At 66.9% G+C, this 15,486-nt stretch carries 14 protein-coding genes; 10 read left to right on the top strand and 4 right to left on the bottom strand.

Annotated elements, in window-relative coordinates:
- The first annotated feature begins 121 nt into the window (after positions 1 to 121).
- On the top strand, positions 122 to 1,927 hold the full coding sequence (locus AC07ZH_RS10080) for a methyl-accepting chemotaxis protein (RefSeq protein ID WP_495199606.1): 1,806 nt from the start codon (positions 122 to 124) through the stop codon (positions 1,925 to 1,927).
- Here AC07ZH_RS10080 and recJ read toward each other — a convergent pair.
- Positions 1,924 to 3,633 (bottom strand): single-stranded-DNA-specific exonuclease RecJ, encoded by a 1,710-nt coding sequence (recJ, locus tag AC07ZH_RS10085; RefSeq protein ID WP_495199607.1) that lies wholly within the window; start codon positions 3,631 to 3,633, stop codon positions 1,924 to 1,926. The two genes, AC07ZH_RS10080 and recJ, sit on opposite strands and share 4 nt — an antisense overlap.
- Positions 3,630 to 4,586: a phosphoglycerate mutase gene (locus tag AC07ZH_RS10090; protein WP_495199608.1), complete on the bottom strand. Its 957-nt coding sequence runs from the start codon at positions 4,584 to 4,586 to the stop codon at positions 3,630 to 3,632. Before AC07ZH_RS10090 ends, recJ begins: the two co-directional genes overlap by 4 nt.
- A gap of 298 nt (positions 4,587 to 4,884) precedes the next feature.
- On the opposite strand from AC07ZH_RS10090, the gene AC07ZH_RS10095 reads away from it, so the two are divergent.
- On the top strand, positions 4,885 to 6,141 hold the full coding sequence (locus AC07ZH_RS10095) for a lipoprotein-releasing ABC transporter permease subunit (RefSeq protein WP_495199609.1): 1,257 nt from the start codon (positions 4,885 to 4,887) through the stop codon (positions 6,139 to 6,141).
- Here the strand turns inward: AC07ZH_RS10095 and AC07ZH_RS10100 are convergent.
- Positions 6,110 to 6,211, bottom strand: coding sequence for a DUF1010 domain-containing protein (locus tag AC07ZH_RS10100; RefSeq protein ID WP_495199610.1), 102 nt, complete (start codon positions 6,209 to 6,211; stop codon positions 6,110 to 6,112). The genes AC07ZH_RS10095 and AC07ZH_RS10100 overlap by 32 nt on opposite strands.
- Here AC07ZH_RS10100 and lolD point away from each other — a divergent pair.
- Positions 6,188 to 6,877, top strand: coding sequence for a lipoprotein-releasing ABC transporter ATP-binding protein LolD (gene lolD, locus AC07ZH_RS10105; protein ID WP_245960501.1), 690 nt, complete (start codon positions 6,188 to 6,190; stop codon positions 6,875 to 6,877). The two genes, AC07ZH_RS10100 and lolD, sit on opposite strands and share 24 nt — an antisense overlap.
- 169 nt (positions 6,878 to 7,046) lie before the next feature.
- Here the strand turns inward: lolD and AC07ZH_RS10110 are convergent, their stop codons facing one another.
- Positions 7,047 to 7,808 (bottom strand): lipo-like protein, encoded by a 762-nt coding sequence (locus tag AC07ZH_RS10110; protein ID WP_119108222.1) that lies wholly within the window; start codon positions 7,806 to 7,808, stop codon positions 7,047 to 7,049.
- Between the two features lie 96 nt (positions 7,809 to 7,904).
- Between AC07ZH_RS10110 and AC07ZH_RS10115 the strand changes: the two genes are divergently transcribed.
- Genes AC07ZH_RS10115 through AC07ZH_RS10145 form a run of 7 tightly spaced genes read left to right on the top strand, consistent with a single transcriptional unit; the run spans position 7,905 to position 15,485 of the window.
- Positions 7,905 to 8,738, top strand: coding sequence for a TatD family hydrolase (locus AC07ZH_RS10115; protein ID WP_495199641.1), 834 nt, complete (start codon positions 7,905 to 7,907; stop codon positions 8,736 to 8,738).
- 5 nt (positions 8,739 to 8,743) lie between these two features.
- Complete coding sequence (locus tag AC07ZH_RS10120; RefSeq protein WP_495199611.1) at positions 8,744 to 9,328, top strand: DNA-deoxyinosine glycosylase; 585 nt, start codon at positions 8,744 to 8,746, stop codon at positions 9,326 to 9,328.
- Between the two features lie 17 nt (positions 9,329 to 9,345).
- Positions 9,346 to 10,119: a class I SAM-dependent methyltransferase gene (locus tag AC07ZH_RS10125; RefSeq protein ID WP_495199612.1), complete on the top strand. Its 774-nt coding sequence runs from the start codon at positions 9,346 to 9,348 to the stop codon at positions 10,117 to 10,119.
- 31 nt (positions 10,120 to 10,150) lie between these two features.
- Positions 10,151 to 11,962 (top strand): type IV pilus assembly ATPase TfpB, encoded by a 1,812-nt coding sequence (gene tfpB, locus AC07ZH_RS10130; protein WP_495199613.1) that lies wholly within the window; start codon positions 10,151 to 10,153, stop codon positions 11,960 to 11,962.
- 40 nt (positions 11,963 to 12,002) lie between these two features.
- Positions 12,003 to 13,703, top strand: coding sequence for an alpha,alpha-trehalase TreF (treF, locus tag AC07ZH_RS10135; RefSeq protein WP_495199614.1), 1,701 nt, complete (start codon positions 12,003 to 12,005; stop codon positions 13,701 to 13,703).
- A 26-nt stretch (positions 13,704 to 13,729) separates the two neighbouring features.
- Complete coding sequence (locus AC07ZH_RS10140; RefSeq protein WP_495199615.1) at positions 13,730 to 15,049, top strand: DUF3422 family protein; 1,320 nt, start codon at positions 13,730 to 13,732, stop codon at positions 15,047 to 15,049.
- Between the two features lie 10 nt (positions 15,050 to 15,059).
- Positions 15,060 to 15,485 (top strand): acyl-CoA thioesterase, encoded by a 426-nt coding sequence (locus AC07ZH_RS10145; RefSeq protein ID WP_495199616.1) that lies wholly within the window; start codon positions 15,060 to 15,062, stop codon positions 15,483 to 15,485.
- Position 15,486 lies beyond the last annotated feature (1 nt).

Here is a 15,486-nt window from a genome sequence, read left to right on the forward strand (position 1 = left end):
CCGGGTGGTCACTAGGGGTAAACCCAAGCGTCAGCCGCCTCGCTCGTTAAAATGTGAACGAATGTATCTATGGCCCCTGTTGTGTACGACAGTGGTGGTTTGACAGTTTTTCGGAAAAAATATGCAACTCGACAATGTCAGTGTCTCGCGCAAGCTCTGGGGTGCCTTTTTGGCGCTGATGCTCGCCATGCTGGTGATTTCTGGCGTTCAGCAATACCGCGCCAACACTTCCATGGTCAACGCCATGGACGAAGTCGTTCATATCGACGAGCGGATCGCCACAGCCGTACGCTGGCGCGGCGCCACTGAAATTGCCGTCAACATGGTCATGGGTGCGGCGGTGACGTCCGACTCTGTGCTGGCAGAGCAGTACAACGCCAAGGTCAAGGCCATCATTGGCGACATCAACAAGCTTCAGGAAAAGGTCGTTGCCGAGGCCACTGCGCCGGACGAAAAGGCGGCGGTGGACAAGGTACTTGTCGCGCGCAAGGCGGTGCTGGCGGCAACCGCCAAGACCTGGGATCTCAAGGGCGCGGGCGATGTGGCGGCGACGCAGGCCTTCGCCGATGATCAGTTTGCGCCACTGATCGCCGGCTACCTCAAAGACCAGGATGCCTTTGTCGAGACCCTGCGCCAGCATGGCGCTGCGGTGCGGGCGGAGGCGCTCTTGCAGCGTACGTCCTACGCCATCCAGGGGTTGGTGGCAGCCACTGTACTGATGGCCGTTTTCCTGCTGCTGGCCTGGAAGCTGGTGCGCTCCATCACCGTGCCGCTGGCCCAGGCGGGGGAGCTGATCGACGCCATTGCCGCTGGCGACCTCACGCGCGAACTGCACCCCACGCGCAAGGACGAATTCGGCCACATGCTGCGCGCGCTCTCGGGCATGACCGAGAAATTGCGCAGTGTGGTGGGCGACGTGCGCACTGGTGTCGAGGCGGTCTCGCTGGCGTCGTCCGAGATCGCCATTGGCAACCAGGACCTGTCGGCCCGCACCGAGCAATCGGCCTCCAATTTGCAGGAGACTGCGGCCAGCATGGAGCAGCTCACCACTACCGTCACGCAGTCCGCCGATACGGCGCGCCAGGCCAATCAGCTGGCCGCCAACGCCGCCAAGGCCGCCACGCGCGGCGGCGAAGTGGTGGGGCAGGTCGTCAGCAGCATGGAGGAAATTAGCCAGAGCGCGCGCAAGATTGCCGACATCATCGGCGTCATCGATGGGATCGCCTTTCAGACCAACATCCTGGCGCTCAATGCCGCCGTCGAGGCGGCCCGGGCGGGCGAGCAGGGGCGCGGTTTTGCCGTCGTGGCGTCCGAAGTGCGCAGCCTGGCCGGGCGCAGCGCCGAGGCGGCCAAGGAGATCAAGCAGCTCATTGGCACTTCGGTCGCGAATGTCGAAACGGGCTCGCGCCAAGTAACCGAGGCCGGCCAGAGCATGGAGGAAATCGTTGCCAGCGTGCACCGTGTGAGCGATTTGATTGGCGAGATCACGGCATCGTCCACCGAGCAGCGCGACGGCATTGCCCAGGTGAACCAGGCCGTGACCCAGCTCGACCAGATGACGCAGCAAAACGCGGCTTTGGTGGAGCAGTCCACCGCCGCGGCGACGGCGCTGCGCGACCAGGCCCAGCACCTGACCGGTGTGGTGTCGGTGTTCAACGTGGGCGCTGTGGCGCTGACGCCCGCCGGCGCACCGCTGCACCGCAGTGCGCCGGCGCCGGCCCGACCTGCTGCTTTGCGAGCTGCCCCGGCCCCGCGCAAGCTGGGCGCCGCGCCTGCTGCACGGGCTGCGGTTGCTGGGCCGGAAAAAACCAAAACAGGCACCGCAACCGGCGCATACCGCGCACCCGTTGTCCCTGCGGCCCGCATCGCTGCGCCCGCCAAGCGCCAAGCTGCGGCTGTGGCAGAAGGCGACTGGGAAAGCTTCTAGACCTGCGCCCCCTCCACCAGAAACTGCACTTTTCGCTCGCCTTTCCATTCGTTGACGTCGAGCCGAAAGGCCAGCAGCACGCGGGCGGGCAGTGGGTCGGTGTGGCCAAACCAGATACCGTCCACCGGCCGGCCCTGGTGGCGCAGCTTGAGCGAGAGGTGTTTTTCGCCCACCAGCCGCTGGCTGAGCACCTCCACTTCTTCGCTGAAGGTGGGCGGCGCAAAGCCCTGGCCCCAGACTTCGCGGTGCAGCGTGTCCACCAGATCGGCGCGGCAGTATTCGCTCGCCAGCGTGCCGTCGGTGTCGATGCGGCGCGTCAGGGCAGCGGCGTCCAGCCATTCGCGCGCCACCTGCGCCAGCGCCTGCTCGAACACTGCGAACTGACCGGCCGCCAGCGTGCAGCCCGCCGCCATGGCGTGGCCGCCGAACTTGAGCAGCACGCCAGGGTGGCGCTTGGCGACCAGGTCCAGCGCGTCGCGTAGATGAAACCCGGCGATCGAGCGGCCCGAGCCCTTGAGTTCGCCCTCTGCGCCCGGCGCGCCGCTGGTGGCGAACACGAAAGTGGGGCGGTGCAGCTTGTCCTTGATGCGCGAGGCGACGATGCCGACCACGCCCTCGTGGAAATCGGCGTCGAACACGCTGACGGCGGGCGGGGGTTCGGCCCCTTCTTCAAACAGGTTCTCGGCCATCAGCAGCGCTTGCTCGCGCATGCCGCCCTCGATGTCGCGGCGCTCGCGGTTGATGGCGTCGAGCTGGGCGGCAAGTTGCGCCGCGTGGCCTGCGTCGTCCGTCAGCAGGCATTCAATACCCAGTGACATGTCCGACAGGCGCCCCGCGGCGTTGATGCGCGGGCCCAGGGCAAAGCCAAAATCCAAGCTCGTGGCAGCGTCTATCTTGCGCCCGGCTGCCGCAAACAGCGCGGTGATGCCAGCAGGCGCGTAGCCCGTGCGGATGCGCTTCAAGCCCTGCGCGACCAGGCGCCGGTTGTTGGCGTCCAGCCGCACCACGTCGGCCACGGTGCCCAGGGCGACGAGGGGCAGCAGCGGCTCAAGGCGCGGCTGTGTGGCCTTGTCGAAGGTTCCGCGCGCGCGCAGTTCGCTGCGCAGCGCCAGCAGCACGTAAAACATCACGCCCACGCCGGCCAGGGCCTTGCTCTCGAAGCCGCAGCCCGGCTGGTTGGGGTTGACGATGGCGTCGGCCATGGGGAGCTGTTCGCCCGGCAGGTGGTGGTCGGTCACCAGCACCGCGAGCCCCAGCGCCTTGGCCTCGGCCACGCCCTCGACGCTGGCGATGCCGTTGTCCACGGTGACGAGCAGGTCCGCGCCACGCTCCTTCACGCGGCGGGCGATCGGCGCCGTCAGGCCATAGCCGTCTACCACACGGTCGGGCACAAGGTAGTCCACGTGCTCTGCGCCCAGCAAACGCAGGCCGCGCAGCGCCACGGCGCAGGCGGTGGCGCCGTCGCAGTCGTAGTCGGCGACGATGCAGATGCGCTGCTGCGCGGCGATGGCGTCGGCCAGCAGCCGGGCAGCGGCGGCGATGCCTTTGAGGCCGGCGGGCGGCAGCAGGCGCGCCAAGCCGTCGTCCAGCTCGTCGTGGCTCAGCACACCGCGCGCCGCAAACAGGCGTGCCAGCAGCGGGTGCACGCCCGCTTGCTCCAGCGCCCAGGCGGCGCGTGGGGGCACTTGCCTTGCTACTATGTTCATAGCTGCTCGCGCAATTGGGGTAAGCGATGGCGGCCAAAAAGGCTTGAAATTTTCTGTCCCAGGCTGCGCGGTGCGCTGCGCCACGAGAGCGCGCCGCGCTCGCCGCACAGCGTGATCTGCACCGGCTGGCCTTGCGCCGCGCGCGCCGCCAGTTGTGCCACGGCGCCAGCGTCCAGCGCCTCCCAGGCGCTGCGCCACGCAGCCCAATCTTCACGCAGGGCGGGGCCGCGCAGCGACTCCACCACTTGCGGGGGTGGGCTGGCGGGCAGCGGTGCAGGCAGGGCGCCCGACCCATGCAGCCAGAAGGCGTTGACCGGCGGCAGGCCGCGCGCTTCGCGGGCGTCGGTGAGTGCGTGGGTGTAGAGCAGCATCTGCATTTCGCTGTGCAGGCGGCGCAGGGGTGCAGCGGCGGCTTCGTGCGGCAGCCAGGCGCGCACATCGCGCTGCAGCGCGCGGTCGAGCGAGGCGGTGGCCACTTCGGCCAGCAGCGGGCCGCTCGCCAGCCAGCGCCCTGGCTGCTCGTAGTGCAGGGCCATGCCGTCTTGCGCGAACCAGGGCGCCATCAGCGCCAGCAGCGCGCGCGATTCTTCGTCGCCGAGGTCCAGGCCGGCCGGGTCCGAGAGCGTGACGTGGTCGGTGCGCACCTGCCAGTGGCAGGGGGTGACAAAGGCCCAGCCGTCGCCCGGCTTGGCGGCGTTGGCCAAGCCGGTCTGTGCGGCGTGCAGTGCGGCGAAGGCAATGCGCCCGTCCGCGTCGCCCAGGCCCAGCGTGCGGCCGAGCGCGCGCTCGTGCGGGGGCGAGAAGCACTCTTCGTCCTGCACATCGGCAGCCAGTGGGGTGAGTTGCCTGATCAGGCGTTCGAGCTGCGGCAGCGCCAGGCCTTGCCAGGCCTGGGCGCTGCCCGGTGAGCTGGTGGCTGCCCAGGGCAGCAGCAAATGGGTTGTGTCCGACATGCCCGCGATTGTGCGCCGGGGCACAATCGCGCACTCATGCAAATCCGAGAGCGTGCTATGCACTTTTACATACCCGCGTTGGGCAGCCAGGCCAGTGAGCGCAAGACGCGACGCGCAGGCAAGGCCCGCGCCTTGCCAAACGGCGCAACGCTGCGGGCGCTGGCCTGGCTGCCCAACCCTTCGGGAAAGCCGGGAAAAGGCCCTGCCACTGCGTTGCAGGCCACTTGCGGTGTCCATACCGCGGCGTGTCCTGCGTCTTGTTGCCGGACCTTTTCCCGGCTTTCGCGGGTATGTAAAAGTGCATAGCACGCTCTACGAACTGGCGCTCGGCTGGCGCTATACGCGTGCTGGCCGTGCCACGCGCCGCAACGGCTTCATCTCCTTCATCTCGGGTGTGTCCATGCTGGGCATTGCGCTCGGGGTGGCGGCGCTGATCATCGTGCTCTCGGTGATGAACGGCTTTCAGAAAGAGGTGCGCGACCGCATGCTCAGCGTGGTCTCGCACATCGAAATCTTCGCACCGGGCGGCGCGGCCATGGCCGACCCGCAGCTCACCATGCAGGAGGCGCGGCGCAATCCGCAGGTGGTTGGCGCGGCCCCCTTTGTCTCCTCCCAGGCGCTGCTGGCGCGTGGCGAAGACATGAAAGGCGCCCTGGTGCGCGGCATCGACCCGGCGCACGAAGCCGAGGTGACGGACCTTGCCAGCACCAACGCGGCGGCGATCGCGAAGCTGACGCCGGGCTCGTTCAAGGTGGTGCTGGGCGTTGAGCTGGCGCGCGACTTGGGTGTGGAAGTGGGCGATCTGGTCACGCTGATCGCGCCGTCCGGCCAGGTGACGCCAGCGGGCGTGGTGCCGCGCCTCAAGCAGGTGACCGTGGCGGGCACTTTCAACTCGGGCCACTACGAGTACGACTCGACGCTGGTGCTGCTGCACATCGAGGATGCCGAGCGCATCTTCCGGCTGGAGGGCCCGACCGGCGTGCGCCTGCGCCTCACCGACCTGCACCAGGCGCGCGATGTGGCGCAGCAACTCGCCGGCACGCTCAGCGGCAACCTCCTGATTCGCGACTGGACACAGCAGAACCGCACCTGGTTCGCGGCGGTGCAGGTCGAAAAACGCATGATGTTCATCATCCTCACGCTCATCGTCGCGGTGGCGGCGTTCAACCTCGTCTCCACCCTGGTGATGACGGTGCAGGACAAGCGCGCGGACATCGCCATCCTGCGCACGCTCGGCGCGAGCCCGCGCAGCATCATGGGAATTTTTGTCGTGCAGGGCGCCATGGTGGGCGTGATCGGCACCTTGGCCGGCCTGCTGCTGGGCCTGGGGATCGCCTTCAACATCGACGTGATCGTGCCGGCCATCGAGCACCTGCTGCACGCGAGCTTTTTGCCCAAGGATATTTACCTCATCAGCAAGATGCCGAGCGACCCGCAGCAGAGCGACATCGTGCCGATCGCGCTGATCTCGCTGGTGCTGGCCTTTGTCGCCACGCTGTACCCGAGCTGGCGTGCCAGCCGCGTCAACCCTGCGGAGGCATTGCGCTATGAATAATATAGCTGTTGGCGCTTATGGTACAAGCGCTGGAGGCCAGATAGGCTTGAAAAATGATGTTGTCTTGCAAGCCCGTGGTCTGACCAAGCGCTTCACCGAAGGGCGCCTGGACGTGACCGTGCTGCAAGGTGTGGACCTTGATGTGTACGCCGGCGAAACGCTGGCGATCGTGGGCGCCTCGGGCTCGGGCAAGAGCACGCTCTTGCACCTGATGGGTGCGCTCGATGCGCCCACGTCCGGCAATGTGCAGCTCCTAGGGCAGGACCTGGCGCGGCGCTCTGCCGCCGAGCAGGGCGCTTTGCGCAACCAGCACCTGGGCTTCGTCTACCAGTTCCACCATTTGCTGCCCGAGTTCAGCGCGCTCGACAACGTCGCCATGCCGCTGCGTATTCGCCGCCTGCCGTACGAGGAATGCACGCGCCAGGCCGCGCAGATGCTGGCCCAGGTAGGGCTGAGCGAGCGCGTGCAGCACCGCCCGGCCGAACTCTCGGGCGGCGAGCGACAGCGCGTGGCGATTGCGCGTGCCTTGGTCACGCGCCCCGCCTGCGTGCTGGCCGACGAGCCCACCGGCAACCTCGACCGCAGCACCGCCGAGGGCGTGTTCCAGCACATGCTGCAACTGGCGCGCGAGCAGGGCACGGCCTTTGTCCTGGTGACGCACGACGAAACCCTGGCGGCGCGCTGCGACCGGGTGCTGCGGCTGGTGGCGGGACGGCTTCAGGACGCTTCGGATTGAATCCTTCGGCCCGTAGAGGTGGGGACGGTGGGGAAGGCGCTTGAGGGTGTAGCGCTCATTTTTCCGTGGTGAGCCAAAGCGCGGAGGCCGGGATATCCGTCCACCCAACTCGGGGCAGCAGAAAAGTCGGCTGCCTGGCCTCCCAACACTCCTTCAATCGTGCTGGTGGCTACCCCCAATGGATCTGGTGGAAATCAAAATCCTCGGTCAGTGTGGGTTTGACAATCTCGAAATAGGGTGAGACATCGAAATCGCGAGGCGCAAACAGCCGGCGGTCGTGGATATGGAAAATGGTCTCGGTCACCGCGTGGTGGCGTTCCGGGTCTTCCTGGCGATCCACGGTGATGGTGGGCAGCAAGGGGTAGCCAACGCTTTGAAACGCCTCGGCAATCAGCGAAGAACAAATGGCACGCGTTGGGTCGCCACTGCCCAGGGCCAGCAGGCGCCGGCGCCAAAGCCCGTGCACTGGCAGGGCCGGCAAAAAGTAGCGTGCCAGGTCGAAGACATTCCGTAGGTCGTACTGCGCCCCCAGCTTGCTGGTGATTTCCATCAGCACTTGCTGCAGGTCGGTAGCACTCAGGCCGATGGGACGGCAGATACGCGTCGGGTAGGTGTAGTAATGCGACAAGGGGCGTTTGCAGACACCGTCAAGCATGTCCGCCTCGATGAGCAGATACGGCTCACCGAGCGCGTTGAACCCGCCGAGCTGCGGGCCGACAAAGAATGCCGCATGCGACCAGGTGGACTGTGTGAAGTACTTGATGACGGTGGAGACACGGCTGTTGCCTTCTATGAGCAGCACGTCGCCCGGTTGCAGTTGTTGTGCGAGCGCTGCGCGGTCCGTGGGCATGCCGGTCTGGATGCTGGTGTGCGGCTGCGACAGATAGCGTGCCAGCGCTCGCCCAAGGGAAAGTAGAAGGCTGTGAAACATGGTGATCGGGTGTACACAGGGTACATGCGCTCGGAGAGTACGCCAAAGCAGCATATCCAGGGAGCTGCTGCAGGCACTTGCGGCATGATGTTTGCGATGCCCCTCTGGATCGACACCCACTGCCACCTGGACGCGCGTGAGTTCGCGCATGACGTCGATGCTGTGCGCCAGCGTGCCCGCGAGCGCGGTGTCGGCCACATCGTGATTCCGGCGGTGGACGTGCACAACTTCGAAGCGGTACGGGGTCTGGCGCATCGCTACGGCGACAGCTACGCGCTGGGGATCCACCCGCTGTGCTCGCCCGGTGCGGGCGAGGCCGATCTGCAGGCGCTCGAATGCGCGCTGGACGCGGGTCAGCGCGACCCGGCGCTGGTGGCTGTGGGTGAAATCGGGCTCGACTATTTCGTGCCCGAACTCGATGCCGACCACCAGGAGGCCCTGCTGCGCGCGCAACTGCGCCTGGCGCGGCGCTTTGATTTGCCCGTGCTGCTGCATGTGCGCCGCTCGGTGGACCGCGTGCTCAAGGCGCTGCGTGAGGTGCCGGTGCCGGGTGGCATTGCCCATGCCTTCAATGGGAGCGCACAGCAGGCCCGACGCTTGGTTGGCATGGGATTCAAGCTCGGTTTTGGCGGCACGCTCACGTTTGACCGTGCGCTGCAGGTGCGCCGGCTGGCCCAGGCGCTGCCGTCCGAAGCCATCGTGATGGAGACCGACGCGCCCGACATCCCGCCGCACTGGCTCTACCGCAGCGCCGCCGAGCGCGATGCCGGCGCGCCCCAGGCGCGCAACGAGCCGGGCGAGCTGCCGCGCATCGCCCAATTGCTGGCCCAGCTTCGCGGCGAGACAGCCCAGGCGCTGGCCGAGCAAACTTGCCGCAATGCGCAAGCGGCCTTGCCTAAGCTGGAAAATTTAATGAAAAATGGCCTATAGCGCTTATGAGCAAAGCGTTAAAAGCTATTAATAGAGTAGCAAAAAGTACGCCAAACCCCGTGCCCCAGCTGCACACCGGCCTGGCGCCGGTCGTCGGGCCAGGCACCGTGCTGCTGGTGCTGGGCAGCTTTCCCAGCGTCGCCTCGTTGCAGTCCCAGCAGTACTACGCCCACCCGCGCAACCAGTTCTGGCCCCTGTTGGCCGCGCTGTGGCCGCAGCACCCGCAGCCCGGCGCGCACGACTACGCCGGGCGCTGCGCCTGGCTGCTGGCGCGGGGCCTGGGCCTGTGGGATGTGTACGCCGCCTGCGAACGCAGCGGCAGCCTGGACGCCGCCATCCGCCACGGCCAGCGCAACGATTTCTCACGCCTTGCGGCGCTGTGCCCGCGCCTGGCCGCCATCGCCCACAATGGCGGCGAGAGTGCGCGGCATGCGGAGGCGGTGCAATCGGCGCTTGCCGGGCTGGGCGGCGAGAAGCCGACAATGGCCAGCTACCGCCTTCCTTCCACCAGTCCGGCCCACGCCGTCTGGAGCTTTGAGCGCAAATGCGCGGCCTGGGGCAGCGTGTTTGCCGCCCACGGCCTGATCTGATCTACTATTTTTGTCCGATGGTTTCCACCCGATCCCGCTCCGCCGCCCCCGCCCCACTGCCCGAAGTCAGCGTCTCCGACGATGGCGATGTGCGCCACCTGCACCTGGGGACGCCCTGGATTCAGGGCTCCATGCGCATGGCCGCGCCCTTCGACCTGGAACTCGAATACATCCAGCGCATGATGGCCTGGCTGCTGTTCATTGACCCGGCCAGCGTGCGCGAGCGCCACGCCATGCAGCTTGGCCTGGGGGCTGGCGCCATCACCAAGTTTTGCCACAAGAAATTGCGCCTGTGCACCACCGCCATCGAGCTCAATCCGCAGGTGCTGGCCGTGTGCCGTGCCTGGTTCAAGCTGCCGCCCGACGGCCCCAAGCTGCGCGTGGTGCTGGCCGATGCGGGCGAGGAGATCAAGAACCCGATGTGGCAGGGCACGGTGGATGGGCTGGCCGTCGATTTGTACGACGACAACGCTGCGGCCCCTGTGCTCGACAGCGAAGCCTTCTACGCCGACTGCCGCGCGCTGCTGACCGAAGATGGCAGCATGACCGTCAACTTGTTTGGCCGCGGATCGAGTTTTGTGCAGAGCCTGGAGAAGATGGCTTTGGCTTTTGGCGAAGATGCGCTCTGGGCGTTCAAGCCCACGCGCGAGGGCAACACTGTGGTGCTGGCCCAGCGCACGCCCACGCGCTTCAAGCGCGGTGAGCAGGCCGAGCGTTGCGCCGACGTACAGCAGCGCTGGGGCTTGCCGACGGCGCGCTGGGTGCGCGGGCTGCGGCCGGTGCGGCTGTAAACCCCCGACCGACCTGCCGCAAAATACGGCCATGACCTCTACGCACGCCGCCACCCACGCTGCCACGCACGCCACCAAGACGGATCGCCCCGCCGGCCCGCTGCAATGGCGGCGCATTGTCGAGTGGCTGCGAGCCGATGGCGTGATCAGCGAAGAGGAGGCCGCGCGCACCATTGCGCGCTGCTCGCAGGCCGAGAGCAGCCAGCACCCGCTGGTGCGCCTCGACAGCGTGGCCATGTCGCGCGCCAGCGACGGCAAGCCGCTCGATATCGAAATGCTCACGCAGTACCTGGCCCAGCGCGTGGGCCTGGACTACCTGCGCATTGACCCGCTCAAGGTGGATGTGGGCAAGGTGGCCGACACCATGAGCGCCAGCTACGCCGAGCGGCACAAGGTGCTGCCGGTGCAGGTGACCCTCAAGGAAGTGGTCGTGGCCACGGCCGAACCCTTCATTACCGACTGGGTGGGCGAAGTCGAGCGCCAGGCGCGCCGCCCGGTGCGCCGCGTGCTGACCAACCCGCTGGACATCCAGCGCTATACGGTCGAGTTTTTTGCCCTGGCCAAGTCGGTGCGCGCAGCGCAAAAGTCGGGCGGACAGTCTGCCACCAGCAACTTCGAGCAACTGGTCGAACTGGGCAAAAGCAACAAGCAGCTCGACGCCAACGACCAGGGCGTGGTCAAGGTGGTCGACTGGCTCTGGCAGTACGCCTTTGACCAGCGCGCCAGCGACATCCACCTCGAACCCCGGCGCGAGCAGGGCGTGATCCGCTTTCGTATCGACGGCGTGCTGCACCCGGTCTACCAGATGCCGCTGGGGGTCATGAGCGCCATGGTGGCGCGCGTGAAACTGCTCGGGCGCATGGACGTGGTGGAAAAGCGCCGCCCGCAGGATGGCCGCATCAAAACCCGCAACCAGCGCGGCGACGAAGTCGAAATGCGCCTGGCGACGCTGCCCACCGCCTTTGGCGAGAAGATGGTCATGCGCATCTTCGACCCCGATACAGCAGTGAAAGACCTCGACGCCCTGGGCTTTACCCCCCACGACGCCAAACGCTGGGAAGATCTCATCAAACGCCCGCACGGTGTGATTCTGGTGACGGGGCCCACGGGTTCGGGCAAGACGACCACGCTGTATTCCACGCTCAAGCGCGTGGCCACCGAAGCGGTCAACGTCAGCACGGTGGAAGACCCGATCGAAATGATCGAGCCCAGCTTCAACCAGACGCAGGTGCAGCCGCAGCTCGATTTCAGTTTCTCGGAAGGTGTGCGCGCCCTGATGCGCCAGGACCCGGACATCATCATGGTGGGCGAAATCCGCGACCTGCCCACGGCCGACATGGCGGTGCAGGCGGCGCTCACCGGGCATTTGGTGTTCTCCACCCTGCACACCAACGATGCGCCCAGCGCCATCACGCGCTTGATGGAACTGGGGGTTCCCAGCTACCTGATCCACGCCACGCTGCTGGGTGTGCTGGCGCAGCGCCTGGTGCGCACGCTGTGCAAGCAGTGCAAGCAGCCCGACGAAGCCGCCTCGCAGGAGGCCCTGGCCGAGGCCGTCAAGCCCTGGAAGCTCTCGGGCGACTACCGGCCTTTCAAGCCGGTGGGCTGTGTGGATTGCCGCATGACGGGTTTCAGGGGGCGCATGGGCCTGTACGAACTGCTCAGCGTGACCGACAAGTTCAAGCACGAACTGAACAAGGAGCCATCGATTTCCGCCCTGCGCCGCCAGGCCGTCAACGATGGCATGCGCCCGTTGCGCCTGGCCGGTGCGCTGCGCGTGGCCGAGGGCCTTACCACGCTGGAGGAAGTGCTCTCCGCCACCCCGCCGCTGGAGCTCAAATGATGCGGCTGCAGGGCAGGCCAGAGCGTGTCACCACCCTGCCATGAAGGCCAAGACCATCCACAAGGCGCCCTCGCGCAATCAGCGCCAACGCCAGGCAGCGAAGGCGCCGGCCCCTGACCGGCTCTCGCCCGCCGACCGCTACCAGGAGCTGTTTGTTGCCGTGCAAAGCGGCGGTGTGTTTGGCGACAGCAAAACCTTTGTCGATTGCGCGCCGCGCGCCGATCCGGTAGCCATCCTCGAGGCCTACCGCGCCCAGCACCGCAAGCCCGATTTCGACCTTGCCGCCTTCGTGCACCGGTATTTCAAAATCAGCAAGCTTGCCAAGTCCGAGTACGTATCGGTGCCGGGCCAAAGTCTGTGTGGGCATATCGACGCGCTGTGGAGCGTGCTCACCCGCCACCCACGCAAGCACGCCGCGCGGTCTTCGGCCTTGCAGTTGCCGCAGCCCTACGTTGTCCCAGGCGGGCGCTTTGGCGAGCTTTATTACTGGGATTCCTACTTCACCATGGTCGGCCTGGCCGCCAGCGGACGCAGCGAGCTGCTGGGCGACATGGTGGCGAATTTTTCCTACCTGATCGACACCTATGGGTTTGTGCCCAACGGCACGCGCAGCTACTACCTGAGTCGCTCGCAGCCGCCGGTGTTTGCGCTGATGCTGGAGCTCGCCGGCCAGTACGGCGTGGCCAGCCCGGCGGACCATATTGGCCAGTTGCAGCAGGAGCACGCGTACTGGATGGCCGGCGCGCACGAACTGGCCCATGGCCAGGCCGCGCGCCGCGTGGTGCGGCTGCCCGGCGGCGTGCTACTCAACCGCTATTGGGACGATCGCGATACGCCGCGCGAAGAGTCCTGGCTGGAAGACGTGGCCACTGCGCACGCCGGTCAGCGCCAGCCGCAGGACGTTTACCGCAATTTGCGCGCCGCGGCCGAATCTGGCTGGGACTTCAGCAGCCGCTGGCTGACCGAAGAGGCTGTGCTTGGACCGCAGGACGATTCAAGCCTCCGCGCGCGCGCAGCTTCGGCCGCCACATTGGCGGCTATCGGCACCACCGATATCCTGCCGGTGGACCTCAATGCTTTCCTCTACAAACTGGAAACCACGCTGTCGGTGCTGTCCCATGGCGCGGGCGATGCGGCAGCGGGCGAGTCCTATGCCGCGCTTGCAAAGGCGCGGCGCGAAGCGGTGCTCTCGCTGTGCTGGGATGCCGGGCAGGGCGCTTTCTTCGACTACGACTGGCGCAAGGGCGAGCGCCGAAGCTGTCTCACCGCCGCCAGCCTGACGCCGCTGTTCGTCGGCCTGGCCGAGCAAGCACAGGCCGACGCCATGGCGAACACGGTGCGCGCCCGCCTGCTGGCCCCAGGCGGGCTGGCGACCACGGAATGCGCCAGCGACCAGCAATGGGACCGCCCCAACGGCTGGGCGCCGCTGCAATGGATGGGCATACGCGGTTTGAGCGCGTACGGGCACGGCGTGCTGGCGCAGGACATCGCCCACCGCTGGCTCACCACCGTCGCCGAGGTTTACGAGGCCGAGGGCAAGCTGGTGGAAAAGTACGCCCTGCGCGAGCTGCCGTGCGGCGAGGCGCATGGTGGCGGCGGCGGAGAATACCCCTTGCAGGACGGCTTTGGCTGGACCAATGGCGTCACCCGCGCCTTGCTGGCCGAGCATCTGGAACATGCAGCGCACGGCGCGCGTGCCCATGCGCACGCCGCGGCATATGCAGGCAGCTCGAAAAATTGAACCCAACCACCCTGGCGACCTGAACGATGAATGCTTCCCTTCGCAAGCCCGAGGCCGCCGGCCCCGCGCAGCACCCGCTGCGCGCGCAACTGCACAACGAAATCCATGCCCGCCCACCCGAGCCCATCACGGCACCGGTGGCCTGCCTGCACATCGTCATGCTGGCGGATGAAGCAGGCCGTGAAGCCAGCCGCGTGCACCTGGCCGCGCTCCTGCGCGACCACCACGCACCCCAGCCCGACGCGCACACCACCCACTTGCGGCTCGACCTGGGTGCGTTTCGGATCCGCTGGGAACTGCATACCGAGTTCGTCGCCTGGACCTTCACCGTGCCGCTGCAGATGCAGGGCTTTGGCGAGCGTGAGCCCCTGGGCGCCGGGGCCGCCGTGCCGCGCGATTGGCTTGCCGGTCTGCCCGGCCAGTGCCTGTGCAGCATGAACCTGTGGGCGCTGCAGACGCGCGAGTTCGCCAGCGACGCCAGCCTGGTCGGCCAGGTGCTGCACGAAGACACACTGGTCGCCTCCACCGTGGCGGGTGGGCACGGCGAGGTGTACACCGACTTTGCCATCCACGCCGACGGCAGCTCGCGCATGGTGCTGCTGGTGGGCGGCATGACGCCGCGCCGCGTTGGCCGATTGGTGCAGCGCCTGCTGGAGATTGAAACCTACCGCATGGCCGCCCTGCTGGGCCTGCCGGCAGCGCGCGATGCCGCCCGCGAGCTGGCCAGCGCCGAGAGCGAACTGGCGGCGCTGGCCGACGCCATTCGCAGCGCCGACAGCAGCGCCGAGGCCGGCCTGCTCGACCGCCTCACCCGCCTGGCAGGCCAGGTCGAGAGCCAGTTTGCCGCCACGCATTCGCGCTTTTCTGCCAGCAGCGCGTATTTCGAGCTGGTGGACCGGCGCATTGCCGACATTGGGGAGTCGCGTCTGGCCGGCATGCAGACGATTGCCGAGTTCATGGACCGGCGCCTCTCGCCCGCGCGCGCCACCTGCGATTGGGCGGCGCGGCGGCAGGAGGCACTCTCGCGCCGCGTCTCGCGCATCAGCAACCTGCTGCGCACGCGGGTGGAAATCGAGCAGCAGCAAAGCAGCCAGGCACTGCTGGCGAGCATGAACCAGCGCCAGGACCTGCAACTGCGCCTGCAGGCCACGGTCGAAGGCCTGTCGGTGGCGGCCATCACCTACTACATCGTCGGCTTGGTGAGCTACCTGGCCAAGGGCGGGGAAAAGATCGGCTGGCCGCTTTCGCCGGAAATCACGGCAGCACTGGCGATCCCTGTGGTCGCCCTCTCGGTCTGGTGGTCGCTGCGGCGCATGCACCAGCGCATGTTCCACGCCAACCACTGATTTCCTTTCCATGCCACGTATCGTTTTCGAGCTTCCCGCGCATTTCAGTTTCGAGACCGAGATGCAGATCTACATCAGCCACGTCAACCAGGGCGGCCACCTGGACAACGCGCAACTGCTCACGCTGGTCTCCGAGGCGCGCGTGCGGTTTTTCCAGTCGCTCGGTTATCGGGAGGCCGGTGTGGAAGGCTTGTCCATCGTGGTGGGCGACATCGTCGCGCAGTACAAATCCGAGGGCTTTCACGGCGAGACGTTGCGCGTGCAAATGCTGCCGACCGACTTCAACAAGTACGGTTTCGACCTGGTGTTCTGCATGACCGAGCGCAGCAGCCAGCGCGAAGTGGCCCGCGGCAAGATTGGGGTGGTGTTTGTGGACAAGCAAAGCCGCACGGTGGCGCGCGTTCCGGCCGCGTTTGTCGAGCGCTTGAAAATTTAAG

The organism is Simplicispira sp. GW247-4R2A, from assembly GCF_059424465.1.